Source organism: Massilia paldalensis, assembly GCF_044901715.1.
Lineage (GTDB): Bacteria > Pseudomonadota > Gammaproteobacteria > Burkholderiales > Burkholderiaceae_D > Telluria > Telluria paldalensis.
In genome coordinates, this window is the sequence record NZ_JBJCIU010000004.1 from 632,242 (window position 1) to 646,150 (window position 13,909).

Annotated in this window: 15 protein-coding genes; 4 read left to right on the top strand and 11 right to left on the bottom strand. The window is 66.9% G+C overall.

Annotated elements, in window-relative coordinates:
- Window positions 1-175: 175 nt before the first annotated feature.
- From ACI1V7_RS22215 to ACI1V7_RS22225, 3 genes are all read right to left on the bottom strand, one after another.
- Entirely contained in the window at window positions 176-502 is a 327-nt protein-coding gene (locus ACI1V7_RS22215; protein ID WP_314541849.1) for a barstar family protein, read from the bottom strand.
- A gap of 177 nt (window positions 503-679) precedes the next feature.
- A complete protein-coding gene (gene dapB, locus ACI1V7_RS22220; RefSeq protein ID WP_404534034.1) occupies window positions 680-1,504 on the bottom strand; it encodes a 4-hydroxy-tetrahydrodipicolinate reductase in 825 nt (274 codons plus the stop codon).
- Window positions 1,505-1,506: 2 nt separating this feature from the next.
- Complete coding sequence (locus ACI1V7_RS22225) at window positions 1,507-2,118, bottom strand: outer membrane protein assembly factor BamE (protein WP_314541852.1); 612 nt, start codon at window positions 2,116-2,118, stop codon at window positions 1,507-1,509.
- Between the two features lie 204 nt (window positions 2,119-2,322).
- Here ACI1V7_RS22225 and fur point away from each other — a divergent pair, with 204 nt between their 5' ends.
- Window positions 2,323-2,754, top strand: a complete 432-nt coding sequence (gene fur, locus ACI1V7_RS22230; RefSeq protein WP_314541854.1) for a ferric iron uptake transcriptional regulator — start codon at window positions 2,323-2,325, stop codon at window positions 2,752-2,754.
- 177 nt (window positions 2,755-2,931) lie between these two features.
- Here the strand turns inward: fur and hrcA are convergent, their stop codons facing one another.
- Both hrcA and ACI1V7_RS22240 read right to left on the bottom strand, forming a co-directional pair.
- Window positions 2,932-3,945, bottom strand: coding sequence for a heat-inducible transcriptional repressor HrcA (hrcA, locus tag ACI1V7_RS22235; RefSeq protein ID WP_404534035.1), 1,014 nt, complete (start codon window positions 3,943-3,945; stop codon window positions 2,932-2,934).
- A gap of 93 nt (window positions 3,946-4,038) precedes the next feature.
- Window positions 4,039-4,812, bottom strand: a complete 774-nt coding sequence (locus ACI1V7_RS22240; RefSeq protein ID WP_404534036.1) for an HAD family hydrolase — start codon at window positions 4,810-4,812, stop codon at window positions 4,039-4,041.
- 219 nt (window positions 4,813-5,031) lie between these two features.
- Here ACI1V7_RS22240 and ACI1V7_RS22245 point away from each other — a divergent pair, with 219 nt between their 5' ends.
- Window positions 5,032-5,625 (top strand): hypothetical protein, encoded by a 594-nt coding sequence (locus tag ACI1V7_RS22245; RefSeq protein WP_404534037.1) that lies wholly within the window; start codon window positions 5,032-5,034, stop codon window positions 5,623-5,625.
- 20 nt (window positions 5,626-5,645) lie between these two features.
- Complete coding sequence (locus tag ACI1V7_RS22250; protein ID WP_404534038.1) at window positions 5,646-6,329, top strand: hypothetical protein; 684 nt, start codon at window positions 5,646-5,648, stop codon at window positions 6,327-6,329.
- A gap of 393 nt (window positions 6,330-6,722) precedes the next feature.
- On the opposite strand, the gene ACI1V7_RS22255 is transcribed toward ACI1V7_RS22250, so the two are convergent.
- A complete protein-coding gene (locus ACI1V7_RS22255; RefSeq protein ID WP_404534039.1) occupies window positions 6,723-6,917 on the bottom strand; it encodes a hypothetical protein in 195 nt (64 codons plus the stop codon).
- 32 nt (window positions 6,918-6,949) lie between these two features.
- Window positions 6,950-7,144 carry a hypothetical protein gene (locus ACI1V7_RS22260; protein ID WP_404534041.1) on the bottom strand — a complete coding sequence of 65 codons (195 nt, stop codon included), beginning with the start codon at window positions 7,142-7,144 and terminating at the stop codon, window positions 6,950-6,952.
- A 250-nt stretch (window positions 7,145-7,394) separates the two neighbouring features.
- Here ACI1V7_RS22260 and ACI1V7_RS22265 point away from each other — a divergent pair, with 250 nt between their 5' ends.
- Window positions 7,395-8,195, top strand: a complete 801-nt coding sequence (locus tag ACI1V7_RS22265; protein ID WP_404534042.1) for a DUF6851 domain-containing protein — start codon at window positions 7,395-7,397, stop codon at window positions 8,193-8,195.
- A gap of 1 nt (window position 8,196) precedes the next feature.
- Here the strand turns inward: ACI1V7_RS22265 and rsmA are convergent, their stop codons facing one another.
- From rsmA to ACI1V7_RS22285, 4 genes are read right to left on the bottom strand one after another with little or no spacing between them, the layout of a single operon-like run.
- Entirely contained in the window at window positions 8,197-8,973 is a 777-nt protein-coding gene (gene rsmA, locus ACI1V7_RS22270) for a 16S rRNA (adenine(1518)-N(6)/adenine(1519)-N(6))-dimethyltransferase RsmA (protein WP_404534043.1), read from the bottom strand.
- Window positions 8,974-9,012: 39 nt separating this feature from the next.
- Complete coding sequence (gene pdxA, locus ACI1V7_RS22275; RefSeq protein WP_404534044.1) at window positions 9,013-10,053, bottom strand: 4-hydroxythreonine-4-phosphate dehydrogenase PdxA; 1,041 nt, start codon at window positions 10,051-10,053, stop codon at window positions 9,013-9,015.
- A 4-nt stretch (window positions 10,054-10,057) separates the two neighbouring features.
- Window positions 10,058-11,527 carry a peptidylprolyl isomerase gene (locus ACI1V7_RS22280; protein WP_404534045.1) on the bottom strand — a complete coding sequence of 490 codons (1,470 nt, stop codon included), beginning with the start codon at window positions 11,525-11,527 and terminating at the stop codon, window positions 10,058-10,060.
- A gap of 33 nt (window positions 11,528-11,560) precedes the next feature.
- Window positions 11,561-13,903, bottom strand: coding sequence for an LPS-assembly protein LptD (locus tag ACI1V7_RS22285; RefSeq protein WP_404534046.1), 2,343 nt, complete (start codon window positions 13,901-13,903; stop codon window positions 11,561-11,563).
- Window positions 13,904-13,909: the final 6 nt, after the last annotated feature.

The window sequence follows — 13,909 nt, forward strand, 5'->3', positions numbered from 1 at the left end:
GAGCAGAACATTATACTGGTTCATTCGTCCAGCGGCGTTGGCTGACCGGCAAGGAAATGGGCTGGTAGAACGGCCGGTGGGCACGTGGTGCCCACCCTACGGCGCGCATATGCCGGGATGCATGGCAAACATCGTAGGGTGGGCACCACGTGCCCACCATTGCGGCGACGCGGCGTCAGCGCAATTCGAGTTCGAGCGCCGGCTTCTCGCCGTAGTCCTCGTAGCGCTCGTTGATGCCGATGATGCAGAACGCCATTTCCTCCAGCACGTCCTCGGCGCGCTCGCGCAGCGCGTCGGAGTGGGTGACGACGATGTGCAGGGTCTCGTCCGGGCCCAGGCGGATGCTGCTCATGCCGTCCTCGTCGCGCAGGTAGCTCAGGCAGTCGACCCAGGAATCCATCGTGTGCGGATACGAGTCGGGAAAGCCGAAGGCGCGCGCGCTCTCGGCATGGAAGCTTTCGGCGTCGACGATTGCGGCGCCGTTCAGTTCGACGGTGGCCATGGGGTCTCCTTGGAATCGAGCAGCGTCGTCCCTGCGCAGGCAGGGACCCAATTTTGCTGGCGGACCGCGTAAAAATTGGGCCCCTGCCTGCGCAGGGGCGACGGTGAGGTAATGGTCAGTATGCCAGCAGTGCGACGGGCGCGCCGTCCAGTTCGACGGCGTCGTGGGAGCGCGGTCTTACTTGTTCAGGCCGAGCCCATTCAGGCCGAGCACGTCCTGCATATCGTACAGCCCGGTCGGCTTGTCGGCCAGGAAGCGCGCGGCGCGCAGCGAGCCCTGGGCGTAGCTGACGCGGCTGCTGGACTTGTGGCTGATCTCGATGCGCTCGCCGGTGCCCGCGAACAGCACGGTGTGGTCGCCCACGATGTCGCCGCCGCGCACGGTGGCGAAGCCGATCGTCGACGGGTCGCGCTCGCCGGTCACGCCTTCGCGGCCATAGACGGCGCATTCCTTCAGGTCGCGGCCCAGCGCGTCGGCGATCACCTCGCCCATCTTCAGCGCGGTGCCGGACGGGGCATCCACCTTGTGGCGGTGGTGGGCTTCGATGATCTCGATGTCGTAGCCTTCCGAGAAGTTCTGCGCCGCCATCTGGAGCAGTTTCAGCGTGACGTTCACGCCGATGCTCATGTTCGGGGCGAACACGACCGAGGTCTTGTCGGCCGCGGCCTGGATCGCCGCCTTGCCGGCCTCGTCGAAGCCGGTGGTGCCGATGATGACCTTGATGCCGTGGGCGGCGCAATATTCCAGGTGGCGCAGCGTGCCTTCCGGGCGGGTGAAGTCGATCAGGTAGTCGGCGCCGGCCAGGCCCTTGTCGAGGTCGGACTGGATCACGACGCCCGTCAGCTGGCCCGAGAAGGCGCCGGCGTCGGAACCGATGAAGGGCGAGCCCTCGCGGTCCAGGGCGCCGGCCAGGGTGGCGTCCGGGGCGGCGGCGATGGCTTCGATCAGCATGCGGCCCATGCGGCCGCTGGCACCGGCCACGGCGATACGCAACTGAGTCATGCTCATTCTCCCTTGGCCGACTTTTCGCGCGAGCGCTTCAGGTCGGACAGCGACTCGTCCTCGGACTTGGTCTCGTACTTCGAGATGCCGATCAGGCGGTTGATGTAGTCGCGTTCGCTCGGCAGGTTGCCGCCGTCGATGCGGGCGACCTGGTTGTCCTTGAAGAAGACGGTGACGCGGCTGGTGGTCAGCTCGCCGTTGCCGCGCGCCAGGTAGAACGGATAGTCCCAGCGGTCGGCGTGGAAGGCGTCGGTCAGCAGCGGGGTGCCGAGGATGAACTTGACCTGGTCGCGGGTCTGGCCGACCTTCAGCTGGTTCAGCATTTCCTGGGACACGAAGTTACCCTGCTGGATGTCCGGACGGTAGGGAGAAAACACCCACAGGAATTTCTGCAGCTTGGTGACGGTGGTGGTTTGCGCGCCGGAGTTGGCGATTGCCGCGGACTTGTCGGCATCGGCGGCGGCCGCGGCGGGCGCGGTGCTCACCGGGGCTGCCGGCTTGGTCTGGTTGCGCCAGGATGCGCAGCCCGAGACCAGCAGCGCCGTGCAGGCGAGGCCGGCCACGAGCGCTGCCCGCGCGTGGGAACGATGGAGAACGGCTTTCTTGGTGCGCATAAACTGACCCTAAAATCGATGGAGAACCCCGTGATGCTTGCTGCACGCCGCCCGGCTGGGAGAAAATACGTGCTGTACATCCGTACAGCCAAATATATTGCAAAAACGACCAGCTGGCGCGGCGTCTTTCGCAGCTTCCGAATGAGCGGGAGCCCCGAAAACGCTATATCATAAAGCACTCCGCCCATATACGAGTAACAAAACATGAGCAACAACCCAACCGACCTGAAGGCCAGCGGCCTCAAAGCGACGCTGCCGCGCCTGAAAATCCTCGAGATTTTCCAGAACAGTCCGGTACGGCACCTGACGGCGGAAGATGTCTACAAGACCCTGCTGAGCGATAACATGGACGTGGGCCTGGCCACCGTCTACCGCGTCCTGACCCAGTTCGAACAGGCCGGCCTGCTGAACCGCAACCACTTCGAGACGGGCAAGGCGATCTACGAACTGAACGCCGGCTCGCACCACGACCACCTGGTCTGCCTCGATTGCGGCCATGTGGAAGAGTTCTACGACGAAGAGATCGAAAGCCGCCAGACCAAGATCGCGGCCGAGCGCGGCTTCAAGATCGCCGAGCACGCGCTGGCCATCTACGGCAACTGCGTCAAGACGGACTGCCCGCGGCGCAATAACTGAGGCTGCGGTCCCCGTTGGTAAAAAGCCGCCCGATGCACCGGGCGGCTTTTTTTTCGGCCTGCTGCCTGCACACGTCGCCCCTGCGCAGGCAGGGGCCCAATCTCGCTCGCGTTTCGACAGCGCCGGCAGACATTGGGTCCCTGCCTGCGCAGGGACGACGGCGTATCGAGCGGTGATTCAGGACTGGCTGAGCGCGTTCGACAACAGCTTGGCCGTGATGTCGACGATGGGGATCACGCGTTCGTAGGCCATGCGGGTGGGGCCGATCACGCCGAGGGTGCCGACGATCTTGCCGTTGACCTCGTAGGGGGCGGTGACGACGCTCATCTCGTCCATCGGCACCAGCTTCGATTCGCCGCCGATGAAGATCTGCACGCCGCCGGCCTTGCTGGAGACGTCCAGCAGCTGCATCAGGCCCGTCTTCTGCTCGAACATCTCGAACAGCTGGCGCAGCGAGCTCATGTTGGAGGACAGGTCGGACACCGACAGCAGGTTGCGTTCGCCGGCGATGACCATGTCGTCGGTCTCGGCCAGCGCCTCGCTGCCCGCCTCCACCGCGGCCTGCATCAGGCGGCCCATGTCGTCGCGCAGCTGGCGCAGCTCGCCCGTCAGGCGGCCGCGCACCTCGTCGAAGGACAGGCCGGCGAAATGCTGGTTCAGGTAGTTGGCCGACTGCGTCAGCTGGGCCGGCGAATAATCGACGTCGGTCAGCAGCAGGCGGTTCTGCACGTCGCCGCGCGGGTCGACGATGACGAGCAGGATGCGCTTTTCCGACAGGCGCAGGAATTCGATCTGCTGGAACGCCGATTCGCGCCGCGGGCTCTGCACGACGCCGGCGAACTGGGACAGCGAGGACAGCATCTGGGCCGCGTTGGCGAGCACCTTCTGCGGCTGGTGGGCGGGCAGGCGCATGCCGGCCTGCACCGCGTTCTCGTCGATCGAGCCGACCGTCAGCAGCGTGTCGACGAAGATGCGGTAGCCGCGCGGCGTCGGGATCCGGCCGGCCGAGGTGTGGGGGCTGGCGACGTAGCCCATCTCCTCGAGGTCGGCCATGATGTTGCGGATGGTCGCGGGCGACAGGTCGAGCCCGGAAATCTTCGACAGCGCGCGCGAACCGACCGGCTGGCCGTCGGCGATATAGCGCTCGACCAGGGCCTTCAGCAGGGTTTGTGCACGGTGATCGAGTTGCATGGCAGTGTCGTGGGCGGACGGAACCGCCCGGTGTGATTCAATCTGGATAGGGTAATGGTTGCCATTATGCCTGTTCGGCGGTCGCGACGGGCCTCATCCGCGTGCGGGCTTGCGATTTTCCTCGCGCTGCTCTTCTTCCTCGCGTTGCGCATGCTCGCGCTGGAGCCAGTCGATCAGCTCGTGGAAATCGCGCACGATCGCATCCGGCACCACGTCGTGTTCCAGGTGCCGGGTGGAGCCCGTGCGGTTCATCCAGACGGCGCGCAGGCCGGCCTGCTGGGCGCCGCGCACGTCGAGCAGGACGTCGTCGCCCACATAGACGGCATCCTCGGGCGCCACGCCCAGTTTGCGGCAGGCGGCCAGGAAGATCGCCGCATCCGGCTTGGCCACGCCCAGCTGGTGCGCCGCCACCGACACCTTGAAGTGGTGCGACAGGCCGATGGCCTGCAGGTCGGCATTGCCGTTCGAGATGGAGCCGACCAGCAGCATGTCCTGCAGGCGCGCCAGGCCCGGCAGCACGTCGTCGTAGGGCACGACGGCATTGCGCGCCGCGAAGTAGCGGGCCATTGCCCCGTCGATGCGGGCCGCGTCCTCGCCCACGTCCTCGCCGGCCGCCTCGAACGCGGCCACCAGGCCGGCGCGGCGCAGCTTGCCCAGGTCGAGGTGGAATTCCGGCTGGCGCGCCAGCAGGTCCAGGCGCGCCTGGCGCAGGCTCTCGATGGTGAAGCGCTCGGCGACGCGCGGCGCATGCTCGCGCAGCCAGGCGTACACGGATTCCTCGGCCTGCAGGATCGCGGGCGCGATCGGCCACAGGGTATCGTCGAGGTCGAACAGGATGGCCTTCGGCCAGGGGCGGGTGCGGGTCATGCTGGGAGGAATGGTAGGAAGCGGTCCAAGCATAGCGAGGCGCGCCGTGAAAATCAATGGCGCGCTCCCGCGACGCCGTTGCATAAAGCCCATCGTTACACCGCGATACAAAGGCAAACCGGGCCGCCGCCTTGCAAATGGAATAAAATGACGGGCAATTTTATACTCAGCGGTACCGGCGCCGGCTGCGCGCCCTGTCCGTCCAAACTGGAGATTCACATGAAGAGTTCGATCCTGCGTGCCGGCGTAACGCTGGCATGCGCGCTGGGCCTTGCCGCATGCGGCGGCGGGGACGGTGATTTGTACCTGCAAGGTTCGGTATCCGGCGTCACCAAGGATGGCCTGGTGCTGAAGAACGGCGGCGACACGGTCAAGGTTGTCGCGCCGTACACCTCGTTCACCTTCCCCAACCGGGTATCGACCGACGACAGGTTCACTATCGAAGTGGTCCAGCCGCTGCCGTCGAACAATGCAAAGTGCGATGTCATCAACCCGACGGCGCGCGCCAACTATTACACCATCGCCCAGATCAGCGTGGTCTGCACGATCAAGACCCACAAATTCGCAGTCACGGTCAACGGCCTGACCGCCAGCGGCCTGACCATCGTCAACGGCACGGACCGTCGCGACGTAGCGGCAGGCACGTCCAAGGTGCAAATGAGCGATGTGTACGAAGATGGCCCCTACGGCGTTACCATCCTGAACCAGCCGGCCGGCCAGACCTGCACCGTCACTGGCGGCGACAACGGCAAGGGCTCGGGCACGATGGGTTCGACCGACCTGGACGGCAAGGTCGTCGTCAACTGCGCTTAATGCGAATGGAGATGAAGCACATGAAGTTTTCCCTCGTGCCCAAGGCATTGGCCCTGGCGGCAGCGGTCACGCTGGCATCATGCGGCGGCGGCGGCAAGGCTACCTTCCCGATCAATGTCACCGTCAGCGGCGTCGTGTATCCGAACCTGGTGTTCACTACCAACGGCCAGAGCTACAAGGTCGACCCGCCGGCCAAGAATGCCGACGGCAGCATTCCTCAAGTGAAGTTCGTATTCCCGCAAGAGATCGAGTACGGCACCGTCTATAACGTCATCCCGAACCCCAACCCGGCGCATCAGCGTTGCACGAACAGCCCCTTCCCCGCGACGGGCACGGCGGGCCAGCTGGCAGTGATCGATATCCAGTACACCTGCACGATCATCCAGTATCCGCTGTCCGGCGCCGTCAAGGGCCTCACCGGTACCGGCCTCGTGATCGCCAACGGCAGCACGGGTGGTACGGCCCCCGTGTCGCCCGTGCTCGACACCGCCAACAAGCCGACCGGCGCAGACACCACATTCCTGATGCCGGTCACAATCCCGTTCGCCAGCACCTACGGCTTGACCATCCTGAGCCAGCCCACCGGCCAGACCTGCAAGCTGACGGGTGGCGCCAACGGCACGGGCGCCGGCACCATCGACGAGTCGACGGAAGCCGCAGGCGGTGTCAGCAATTTTGTCGTCACGTGCACCAACAACACCTGAGCAATGGGTCCAGGAGACATAAGCCAGGCGCATATCATGTATTCCAAACAAAAATTGGACTGATATGCTGTAGCGCAGCATAATTGCACCTGTCTCCTCCAACTCTCCTCAAAAAAGAATTGGATTTAAGCCCGCCTCACCGCGGGCTTTTTTTTGTCCATTTTTTTGGCCGGGGGTAGCGGATCGCCCGGCTGGGCGGACGGGACGCTGCGCTTGCGTGCCGTCGGCTATCGATAGAGGGGCTTCGCCGTCTGTGCGGCCGGCGGTCCTTGTGCACCAGGACGACCATCGGTTCTTCTTTATTCGCTCGTGCCCGCTTCAAGCGGTGGCGCGGCGGACCTGCCTTTTGCTGCTGCTTCTTTTCTGCTCTTGCCTGCCCGGCTGCGAAGCCGCTTACAGCGCTGCCTTCTCGGCGGCGGTGAGGCGCTTGGCGGCGACTTTCACGACGGCGGTCTGCTGGCCTTCGATCGACACCTGGGCATCGTAGCGGACCTGCTTCACTTCGCCGGCGGCATTCGCGTAGCTGGTGCCGGCGACGATCACGGCGGCGGCGAGGAAGATCGCTTCCATGTGCTTGAGGACGTTCATTTTGCTTCTCCTTCAGGTTCGATTGACTTGGATCAGATAGCGGCTTTTTCTGCGGCGCTCAGGCGTTTCGCGGTGACCTTGACGACGGCCATTTGCTGGCCTTCGATCGACACCTGGGCGTCGTAGCGCACTTGTTTCACTTCACCGGCGGCGTTGGCGTAGCTGGTGCCGGCGACGATCACGGCGGCGGCGAGGAAGATGGCTTCCATGTGCTTGAGGACGTTCATTTTGCTTCTCCTTCGGTGGTTGGTTGGGCTTCAAATCGTGTTTCGATGGTGTCACTGTAGGCGTTCCGCCCCCTTCCTTCCATCGAACTGCGACGAACTGCAAAAAACGCGGGTTGGAAGCGCAAAAAGCCGGAGTATGCGTCGCAACGGCCGCGTTCGCGGTGCGCGCCTGGCTTGCGCACGCATGAGCACGCTCAAGGGCGGGCGCGACCGTGCTGGCGATACTCGCCCTTGGCATGCGGGAGGCGCGATGAGACGGCAGGATGACTTGGTGACAGGGGCGGCGGGAGCAGCGGGGGCGCCGGCGGCGGCCCCGGCGCCGGCGGACGGGGTCGCGGCCGCGGTGGCGGAATGGAACACGGCGGCGCTGGAGGCGGCCCATGCAGCGGGCATGGATGCGGCGCAGGCCGCACACACGCTGGCCGCCCTGCACACGTGCATGTACAACGCCTGGGCCGCCTACGACGACGAGGCGCGCCAGACCGTGCACGGCGTCGGGATACGCCTGCCCCGCGGCGAGCGCGACGCGGCGAGCCAGGCGGCGGCCATGCAGCATGCGGCGCGGGTGCTGCTGGGCGCGCGCCTGCCGTTCCAGGCCGCGCTGTTCGATATCCGCATGGCCGCATGCGGCCTCGGCCAGGACGCCGCCGCGCCGCCGTTCAGCCCGGCGGGTATCGGCAAGGCGCAGGCGCAGGCGCTGGCGATGCTCGATGCGAACCCGGCGATGCCGTTCGCCGCCCTGCCCGGCGGGATCGCTGCCGCGCCGGGCGCGCCGGACGGCGCCACGCTGGAACGCTGCTGGGCCAGGGCGCGGCAGGCGACCTGCGCCGGCCGCCTTGCCGGCGGCCAGGACGTGCTGCTGTACCTGGTGCTGGCCAATGCGCTGGCCGACGCGGGCGGTGCCGGCGCGAGCGCAGCGGCGGAGGTGTTGCGACGGTTCGGGGTGACGCGGCGCGATGGGCTCGTGCCGGGGCAGGCCGACGCGCTGGGCAGGGAAATCGGCGCGCGCGTGTTCGACAAGGCGCGCCGCTACCGGCAGGGAAGGTTGTAGCTCAGACGGGTTTCAGGATGTTCGCCAGCGCGACGTACTGCTCCAGCCCCACCGCCTCCGGACGCGCGCCCGGATCGACGCCCGCATCCACCAGCTGCTGCTCGGTGAACATGCCGGCCACGCAATTGCGGATCACCTTGCGGCGTTGCGAGAACGCCTTGGCGACGACGGCTTCCAATGTGGCGGCGTCGGCCGGCAGCTGGCGCCGGGTCGGTACCATGCGCACGATTGCGGAATCGACCTGCGGCGGCGGATCGAAGGCCGTGGGCGGCACCACGAACAGCATCGCCATGTCGTAGCGCCACTGCAGCATCACGGACAGGCGGCTGTAGGCCTTCGTGCCCGGCTCGGCCACCATGCGCTCCACCACTTCCTTCTGCAGCATGAAGTGCTGGTCCTCGACCAGGTGGGCGAAGTCCGCCAGGTGGAACAGCAGCGGGCTCGAGATGTTGTACGGCAGGTTGCCGACCACGCGCAGCTTCTTGCCTTCCGGGACGGGAATGCTGCCGAAGTCGAATTTCAAGGCATCGCCCGAGTGGATGGTCAGGCGCTCGCGCGGATACGCTTTTTCCAGGCGCGCGACCAGGTCGCGGTCCAGCTCGACCACGTGCATGTGGTCCAGTTCCTTGAGCAGCAGCGAGGTCATCGCGGCCAGGCCCGGGCCGATCTCGACCATGGTATCGCCGCGGCGCGGACCGATGCCGTCGATGATGTTGTGGAGGACGTGGTCGTCGGTCAGGAAGTTCTGGCCGAAGCGCTTGCGGGCTACGTGTTTCATGATTGATCTAATAAGTATGGGCCCCGTCCGGGGCCCGGGTCAGGCCGCGGCGCGCTGCGCCAGGACCATCGAGACGGCGACGCGGATCGCCTCTTCCATGCTGCCCGCATCGGCCAGGCCCAGTCCCTGGGCAGCCAGGTCGAGCGCCGTGCCATGGTCGACCGAGGTGCGGATCAGGGGCAGGCCCAGGGTGATGTTGACGCCGCGCCCGAACGTGGCGTGCTTGAGCACGGGCAGGCCCTGGTCGTGGTACATGGCCAGCACGGCGTCCGCGTCCTGCAGGTATTTTTGCTGGAACAGCGTGTCGGCCGGGTAGGGGCCGCGCGCATCGATGCCGCGCGCGCGCGCGTCTTCCAGCACGGGCGTGATGACGTCGATCTCCTCGCGTCCCAGGTAGCCGTTCTCGCCGGCGTGCGGGTTCAGGCCCGTCACCAGGATGCGGGGTGCGGCGATGCCGAACTTGGCCTTCAGGTCGGCGTGCAGGATCTCCAGCACCCGCGCGAGGCCGTCCTTCGTGATCGCGGCCGGCACGTCCTTCAGCGCCAGGTGCGTGGTGGCCAGTGCCACCCGCAGGTACGGTTGCCCGTCGCCCGGCGACCCGGCCAGCATCATGACGACCTTGTCGGTGCCCGTCTTCTCGGCCAGGTATTCCGTGTGGCCGGAAAACGCGATGCCGGCATCGTTGATGGTGCTCTTCTGCAGCGGCGCCGTGACGATGGCGTCGAACCAGCCGGCCCCCACGCCTTCGACGGCCAGGTCCAGCGTGGCCAGCACGGCGCGGCCGTTGGCGGCGTCCAGCTGCCCCGGCACGACGTGGGCGTCGAGCGGGACGTCGACGACGGGAATGGTGTCCGGTCCGAAGTGCGGCAGGCCGCTGTGGCGCAGCGCCAGCCGCGAGATGCCCGACAGGCGGATGGCCGGGTCGATCAGGCTGGCCGTCAGCGCCAGGAAGGCGGCGTCGCCCACCAGCACGCAGCGGGCGCGGTCGCGCAGCGCCCAGGCCGCGCGGATCGCGATGTCGGGGCCGATGCCGGCCGGTTCGCCGACCGTGACGGCCAGCACGGGACGCGCATCGGCCATGGCCTTATTGCTCCTCGCGGAACTCGACGTAGGCGCGGTCGCGGATCTGGCGGCTCCAGTCTTCCAGCGCTTCGTTACGCTTGCGGTCGGTCAGCACCTGGCGCGCCATCGAGCGCTCGCGGTCCTTCGACGTGTCTTCGCTCTTGCGCTCGAGGACCTGGATCAGGTGGAAGCCGAACGGGGTCTGGATGACATCGGAGACCTCGCCGATCTTCAGCCCGTTCATCGGGTTCTCGAATTCCGGCAGCGCGTCGCCCGGCGCCAGCCAGCCCAGGTCGCCGCCCTTCGAGGCCGAACCGTCGTTCGAGAACTGGCGCGCCGCGTCTTCGAAGGTGATCTGCTTGCTGTCGATCCTGGCCTTGATGTCGGCCAGCTTCTTCTTGGCCTCGTCGGCCGTCAGCGTCGGGGTGACCTTCAGCAGGATGTGGCGGGCGTGGGTCTGCTGGACCACGGCCTCGCCCTGCGCCTGCTGCGGCGCCTGCTTGCGCACGTCGGCCATCTTGAGGATGTGGAAGCCGACGTTGGTGCGCAGCACCGGCGTCACCTGGCCCGGTTTCATCTTGCGCAGCTCGGTGGCGAACAGCGGCGGCAGGCGGTCCGGGTCGCGCCAGCCGATCTCGCCGCCCTTCAGGGCGTCCGGGGCGTCGGAATAGGTGGCGGCCATCTTGGCGAAGTCGGCGCCGGTGCGCAGCTGGCGCGCCACTTCGTCGGCACGCGCCTTGCGGGCGGCGATCTGCTCGGGCGAGGCGTTTTCCGGGATGCGCACGAGGATCTGCGAGATGTTCATCTCGACGCGGTCGGCGGCGGCGGCCTTCTCGGCGGCCAGGTAGGTGTCGATCTCGGCTTCCGACACCTGCAGCTTGCTGTCGACCTCGTGGTCGATCAGGCGCTGCATCATGATCTCGTTGCGGATCTGCTCGCGGAAGGCCGGGAAGGTCATGCCCTCCTTCTCCATCGCGTTGCGCATGTCCTGCACGCTCATCTTCTGGTTCTCGGCGATGCGGCCGATGGCGCGGTCGAGTTCGGTGTCGCCCACGCGCACGCCCATTTCCTTGGCCAGCTGCAGCTGGGCGCGTTCGGTGATCATGGCTTCCACCACCTGGCGGCGCAGGTCGTCCGGTGCCGGCAGCTGGGCCTGCTGGGCCTGCAGGCGCTGGGTGATCTCGGCGACGCGCTGGTCGACTTCGCGCTTGGTGATGACTTCGTCGTTGACGATCACGTAGACCGAGTCGATGACCTTGGCGCTGCTCGCTGCCGGCGGCAGGAATCCCGTGTTCGGCTTGGCTGCAGCGGCGGCGGGGGCCTGGGCCGCGGGAGCGGCGGCCGGGGCAGCAGGTGCGGGGGCGGCCGGAGCGGCAGCCTGGGCCAGCACGTTGCCGGTCCCGAAAGCGCACAGCAGCACCGCTGCCAGCTTGGTTTGGCGCAGGCGCACTGCTTGAATACTGGTGGAACGCATAGTCAGGGAAGCACTCATTTCAGGGTTTCTAGTTGTCCTCCGCCCGCCGCCTCAAGGGCGGCCGACGTTGGTATTCAGCCGGGTGTAGCCGGTCACGCTCTTGTTGAAGGTTTCCAGCGGATTGCCGAAGCCCAGGCGCGACAGGCCGTTCAGCTCGATCTGGAAGAAGATCGGCGTCGACACGGTCTGCGATGCCGTCACGAAGCGCTGCGCGCCCATCCGGAAGATCCAGCAGTCGGCCTTGTATTCGAGGCCCAGCAGGCCCTCGAGCAGCTTGCGGTCGCGGATCGAGTAGCTGGCCCGGCTCACGCCATACCAGCGCCGTCCCAGCGGCCACTGTGCGGAAACGTCGGCGTTGCGGAAACCGTTGACGAGGCCCGACGTGTCGCGCTGGAAGCGGTACTCGAGGTTCAGCACCTTCATCGGCGCCGGCGCGAACTGCACGCCAAAGTTCGAGCTGTACAGGCTGCGTTGCTGCGCATCGTATTGTACGCCGCTGTCGAAGCTCCAGGCTTCCGAAATGCGGCCGGAGGCGGCCAGCAGCGCGTCCGAACGCTTCTGGTTGCGCTGTTCGCTGGCATCCAGGCGCACTTCCGGATCGCTGAAGTAGTAGCGGCTGCCGACCGCCACGCGCAGGCGCTCGATGCCGCTGCTCTCGATGAAGCGCGAGACGATGGCCGCCGTCAGCTGGTTCGCGTCGGACACCTTGTCGGCGCCGACGAAGCGGTTCTCGGTGAACAGCTGGGCGTAGTTGAAGCCGGCCACGCCGGTATCGAAGTTCGGGATGTCGCTCTGGTCGCGGTACGGCGTGCGCACGTAGAACAGGCGCGGCTCCAGCGTCTGGGTGGCCTCGCGCCCGAAGAACGAGGCTTCGCGCTCGAAGATCAGGCCCGAGTCCAGCGACACCGTCGGCAGCGTGCGGTTGATCTGGCGCACGGCGTCCGGGTTGTTCGGATTGTTGTCCAGGTCGTAACGCGTGGCGTGCATGATGACCTTGGGCGTGAAGAACCAGCCCGGACGCACGATCGGGTAGCTGACCTGGCCCACCAGGTTGGCGCGGTTGCCCTGCACCTGGGCCGGATCCGGGTGCGAGAAGCGCACCAGTTCGGCATCCATCGACCAGTCGAAGCCGCCCAGCACGTCGTAGCGGCCAGCGTGGAAATTAATCTGCGGCAGGCGGTCGTAGGGACGCGGCACCGTCAGCGCCGGATTCGCCGCCGCGCCCGGATCCTGCAGCACCTGGTAGCTCTGCACGCGCGCGTTCAGGCTCCAGTACTCGCTCCAGTAGTCGGTGCGCAGCTCGCGCAGCAGCTGGCGCTCGGCGCTGGCCGCCACCGTGCGCGAGAAGTCGGACGGGTATTCGTCGTCGGATGCGGCGTGGGCATTCCAGCCGTAGGTCCAGCCCGGCGCCAGCGTTTGGCTGTGCAGGGTATCGATCCACCAGCGGTCGCGCTTGGCCACGCGGTCGTTCGGCAGGACTTCGATGTGCGTCTCGCCGTTGTACGGGCCGCGCTCGGTCTCGCCGATGTAGCGGCCCGTCGCGCCCAGCTGCAGGCCGCGGTTGAAGATCAGGCGCGGGTACACGGTCAGGTCGCGGTTCGGGGCGATGTTGAAGTAGTACGGCACCATCACCTCGCCCGACCCTTTCGAGCCCGAGCCGATGGTCGGCGGCAGCCAGCCGGAGCGGCGCGCGCCCGACAGCGAGAACGACAGCGCCGGCGTGCCCAGGATCGGCACGTCCTTGAAATAGATGATGGTCTTGCCGGCGGTGCCGATGTCGCGGCCCTGGTCCAGGCGCAGGTTGCTCGACTTCAGGTACCAGTCCGGGTCCGGGCCTTCGCAGGTCGAATAGGTGCCGTCCTGCACCAGCGCCTGGTCTTCGCCGAGGAAGTCGATGCGCCGCGCCGTGCCCTGGGCATTGTTCAGCGCCAGGTGGTAGGACGGGTTCGTGACCCAGCCCTTGCCCGTTTCCAGGTTCAGCTGCAGCGCATCGCCCTTGTAACGGTCGCCGAAGCGCCACATATTGATGTTGCCCTCGGCCGTGACCTCGTCCTCGACGCGCCGGTAGCAGGCGGTGTCGGCCGTGATGCCGGTGGCGCCGCGCGTGATTTCCACGTCGCGGTACAGGTTCAGTTCGCGGTCGGGACGGCCGGTCAGCTCCTCGGCACGCATGGTGATGGGCAGTTCCTGCTCATCGACGCGCGCGTTCCCTGCCGGCGCGGCGGACGCGGGGGCAGCGGCGGCAGCAGGCGCGACGGGACCGGCGGCCGCGGCCGAAGCGGCCGGCGCGGGTTGCGTCGTCTGTGCGTACAGCGGCCCCGAGGCCACGGCGACGAAGGCGGACAAGGCGGCTGCTCGCCGCGACGGGAATGGTAGGGCCGTTTTCCAGCTCATGGAAGA

Coding starts and splice junctions, on each gene's coding strand:
- ACI1V7_RS22245 (WP_404534037.1), top strand. CDS start 5,032: ATGAAGAGTTCGATCCTGCGTGCCGGCGTAACGCTGGCATGCGCGCTG.
- ACI1V7_RS22240 (WP_404534036.1), bottom strand. CDS start 4,812: ATGACCCGCACCCGCCCCTGGCCGAAGGCCATCCTGTTCGACCTCGAC.
- ACI1V7_RS22285 (WP_404534046.1), bottom strand. CDS start 13,903: ATGAGCTGGAAAACGGCCCTACCATTCCCGTCGCGGCGAGCAGCCGCC.
- ACI1V7_RS22260 (WP_404534041.1), bottom strand. CDS start 7,144: ATGAACGTCCTCAAGCACATGGAAGCCATCTTCCTCGCCGCCGCCGTG.
- ACI1V7_RS22250 (WP_404534038.1), top strand. CDS start 5,646: ATGAAGTTTTCCCTCGTGCCCAAGGCATTGGCCCTGGCGGCAGCGGTC.
- hrcA (WP_404534035.1), bottom strand. CDS start 3,945: ATGCAACTCGATCACCGTGCACAAACCCTGCTGAAGGCCCTGGTCGAG.
- pdxA (WP_404534044.1), bottom strand. CDS start 10,053: ATGGCCGATGCGCGTCCCGTGCTGGCCGTCACGGTCGGCGAACCGGCC.
- ACI1V7_RS22265 (WP_404534042.1), top strand. CDS start 7,395: ATGAGACGGCAGGATGACTTGGTGACAGGGGCGGCGGGAGCAGCGGGG.
- rsmA (WP_404534043.1), bottom strand. CDS start 8,973: ATGAAACACGTAGCCCGCAAGCGCTTCGGCCAGAACTTCCTGACCGAC.
- fur (WP_314541854.1), top strand. CDS start 2,323: ATGAGCAACAACCCAACCGACCTGAAGGCCAGCGGCCTCAAAGCGACG.
- ACI1V7_RS22255 (WP_404534039.1), bottom strand. CDS start 6,917: ATGAACGTCCTCAAGCACATGGAAGCGATCTTCCTCGCCGCCGCCGTG.
- dapB (WP_404534034.1), bottom strand. CDS start 1,504: ATGACTCAGTTGCGTATCGCCGTGGCCGGTGCCAGCGGCCGCATGGGC.
- ACI1V7_RS22215 (WP_314541849.1), bottom strand. CDS start 502: ATGGCCACCGTCGAACTGAACGGCGCCGCAATCGTCGACGCCGAAAGC.
- ACI1V7_RS22225 (WP_314541852.1), bottom strand. CDS start 2,118: ATGCGCACCAAGAAAGCCGTTCTCCATCGTTCCCACGCGCGGGCAGCG.
- ACI1V7_RS22280 (WP_404534045.1), bottom strand. CDS start 11,527: ATGAGTGCTTCCCTGACTATGCGTTCCACCAGTATTCAAGCAGTGCGC.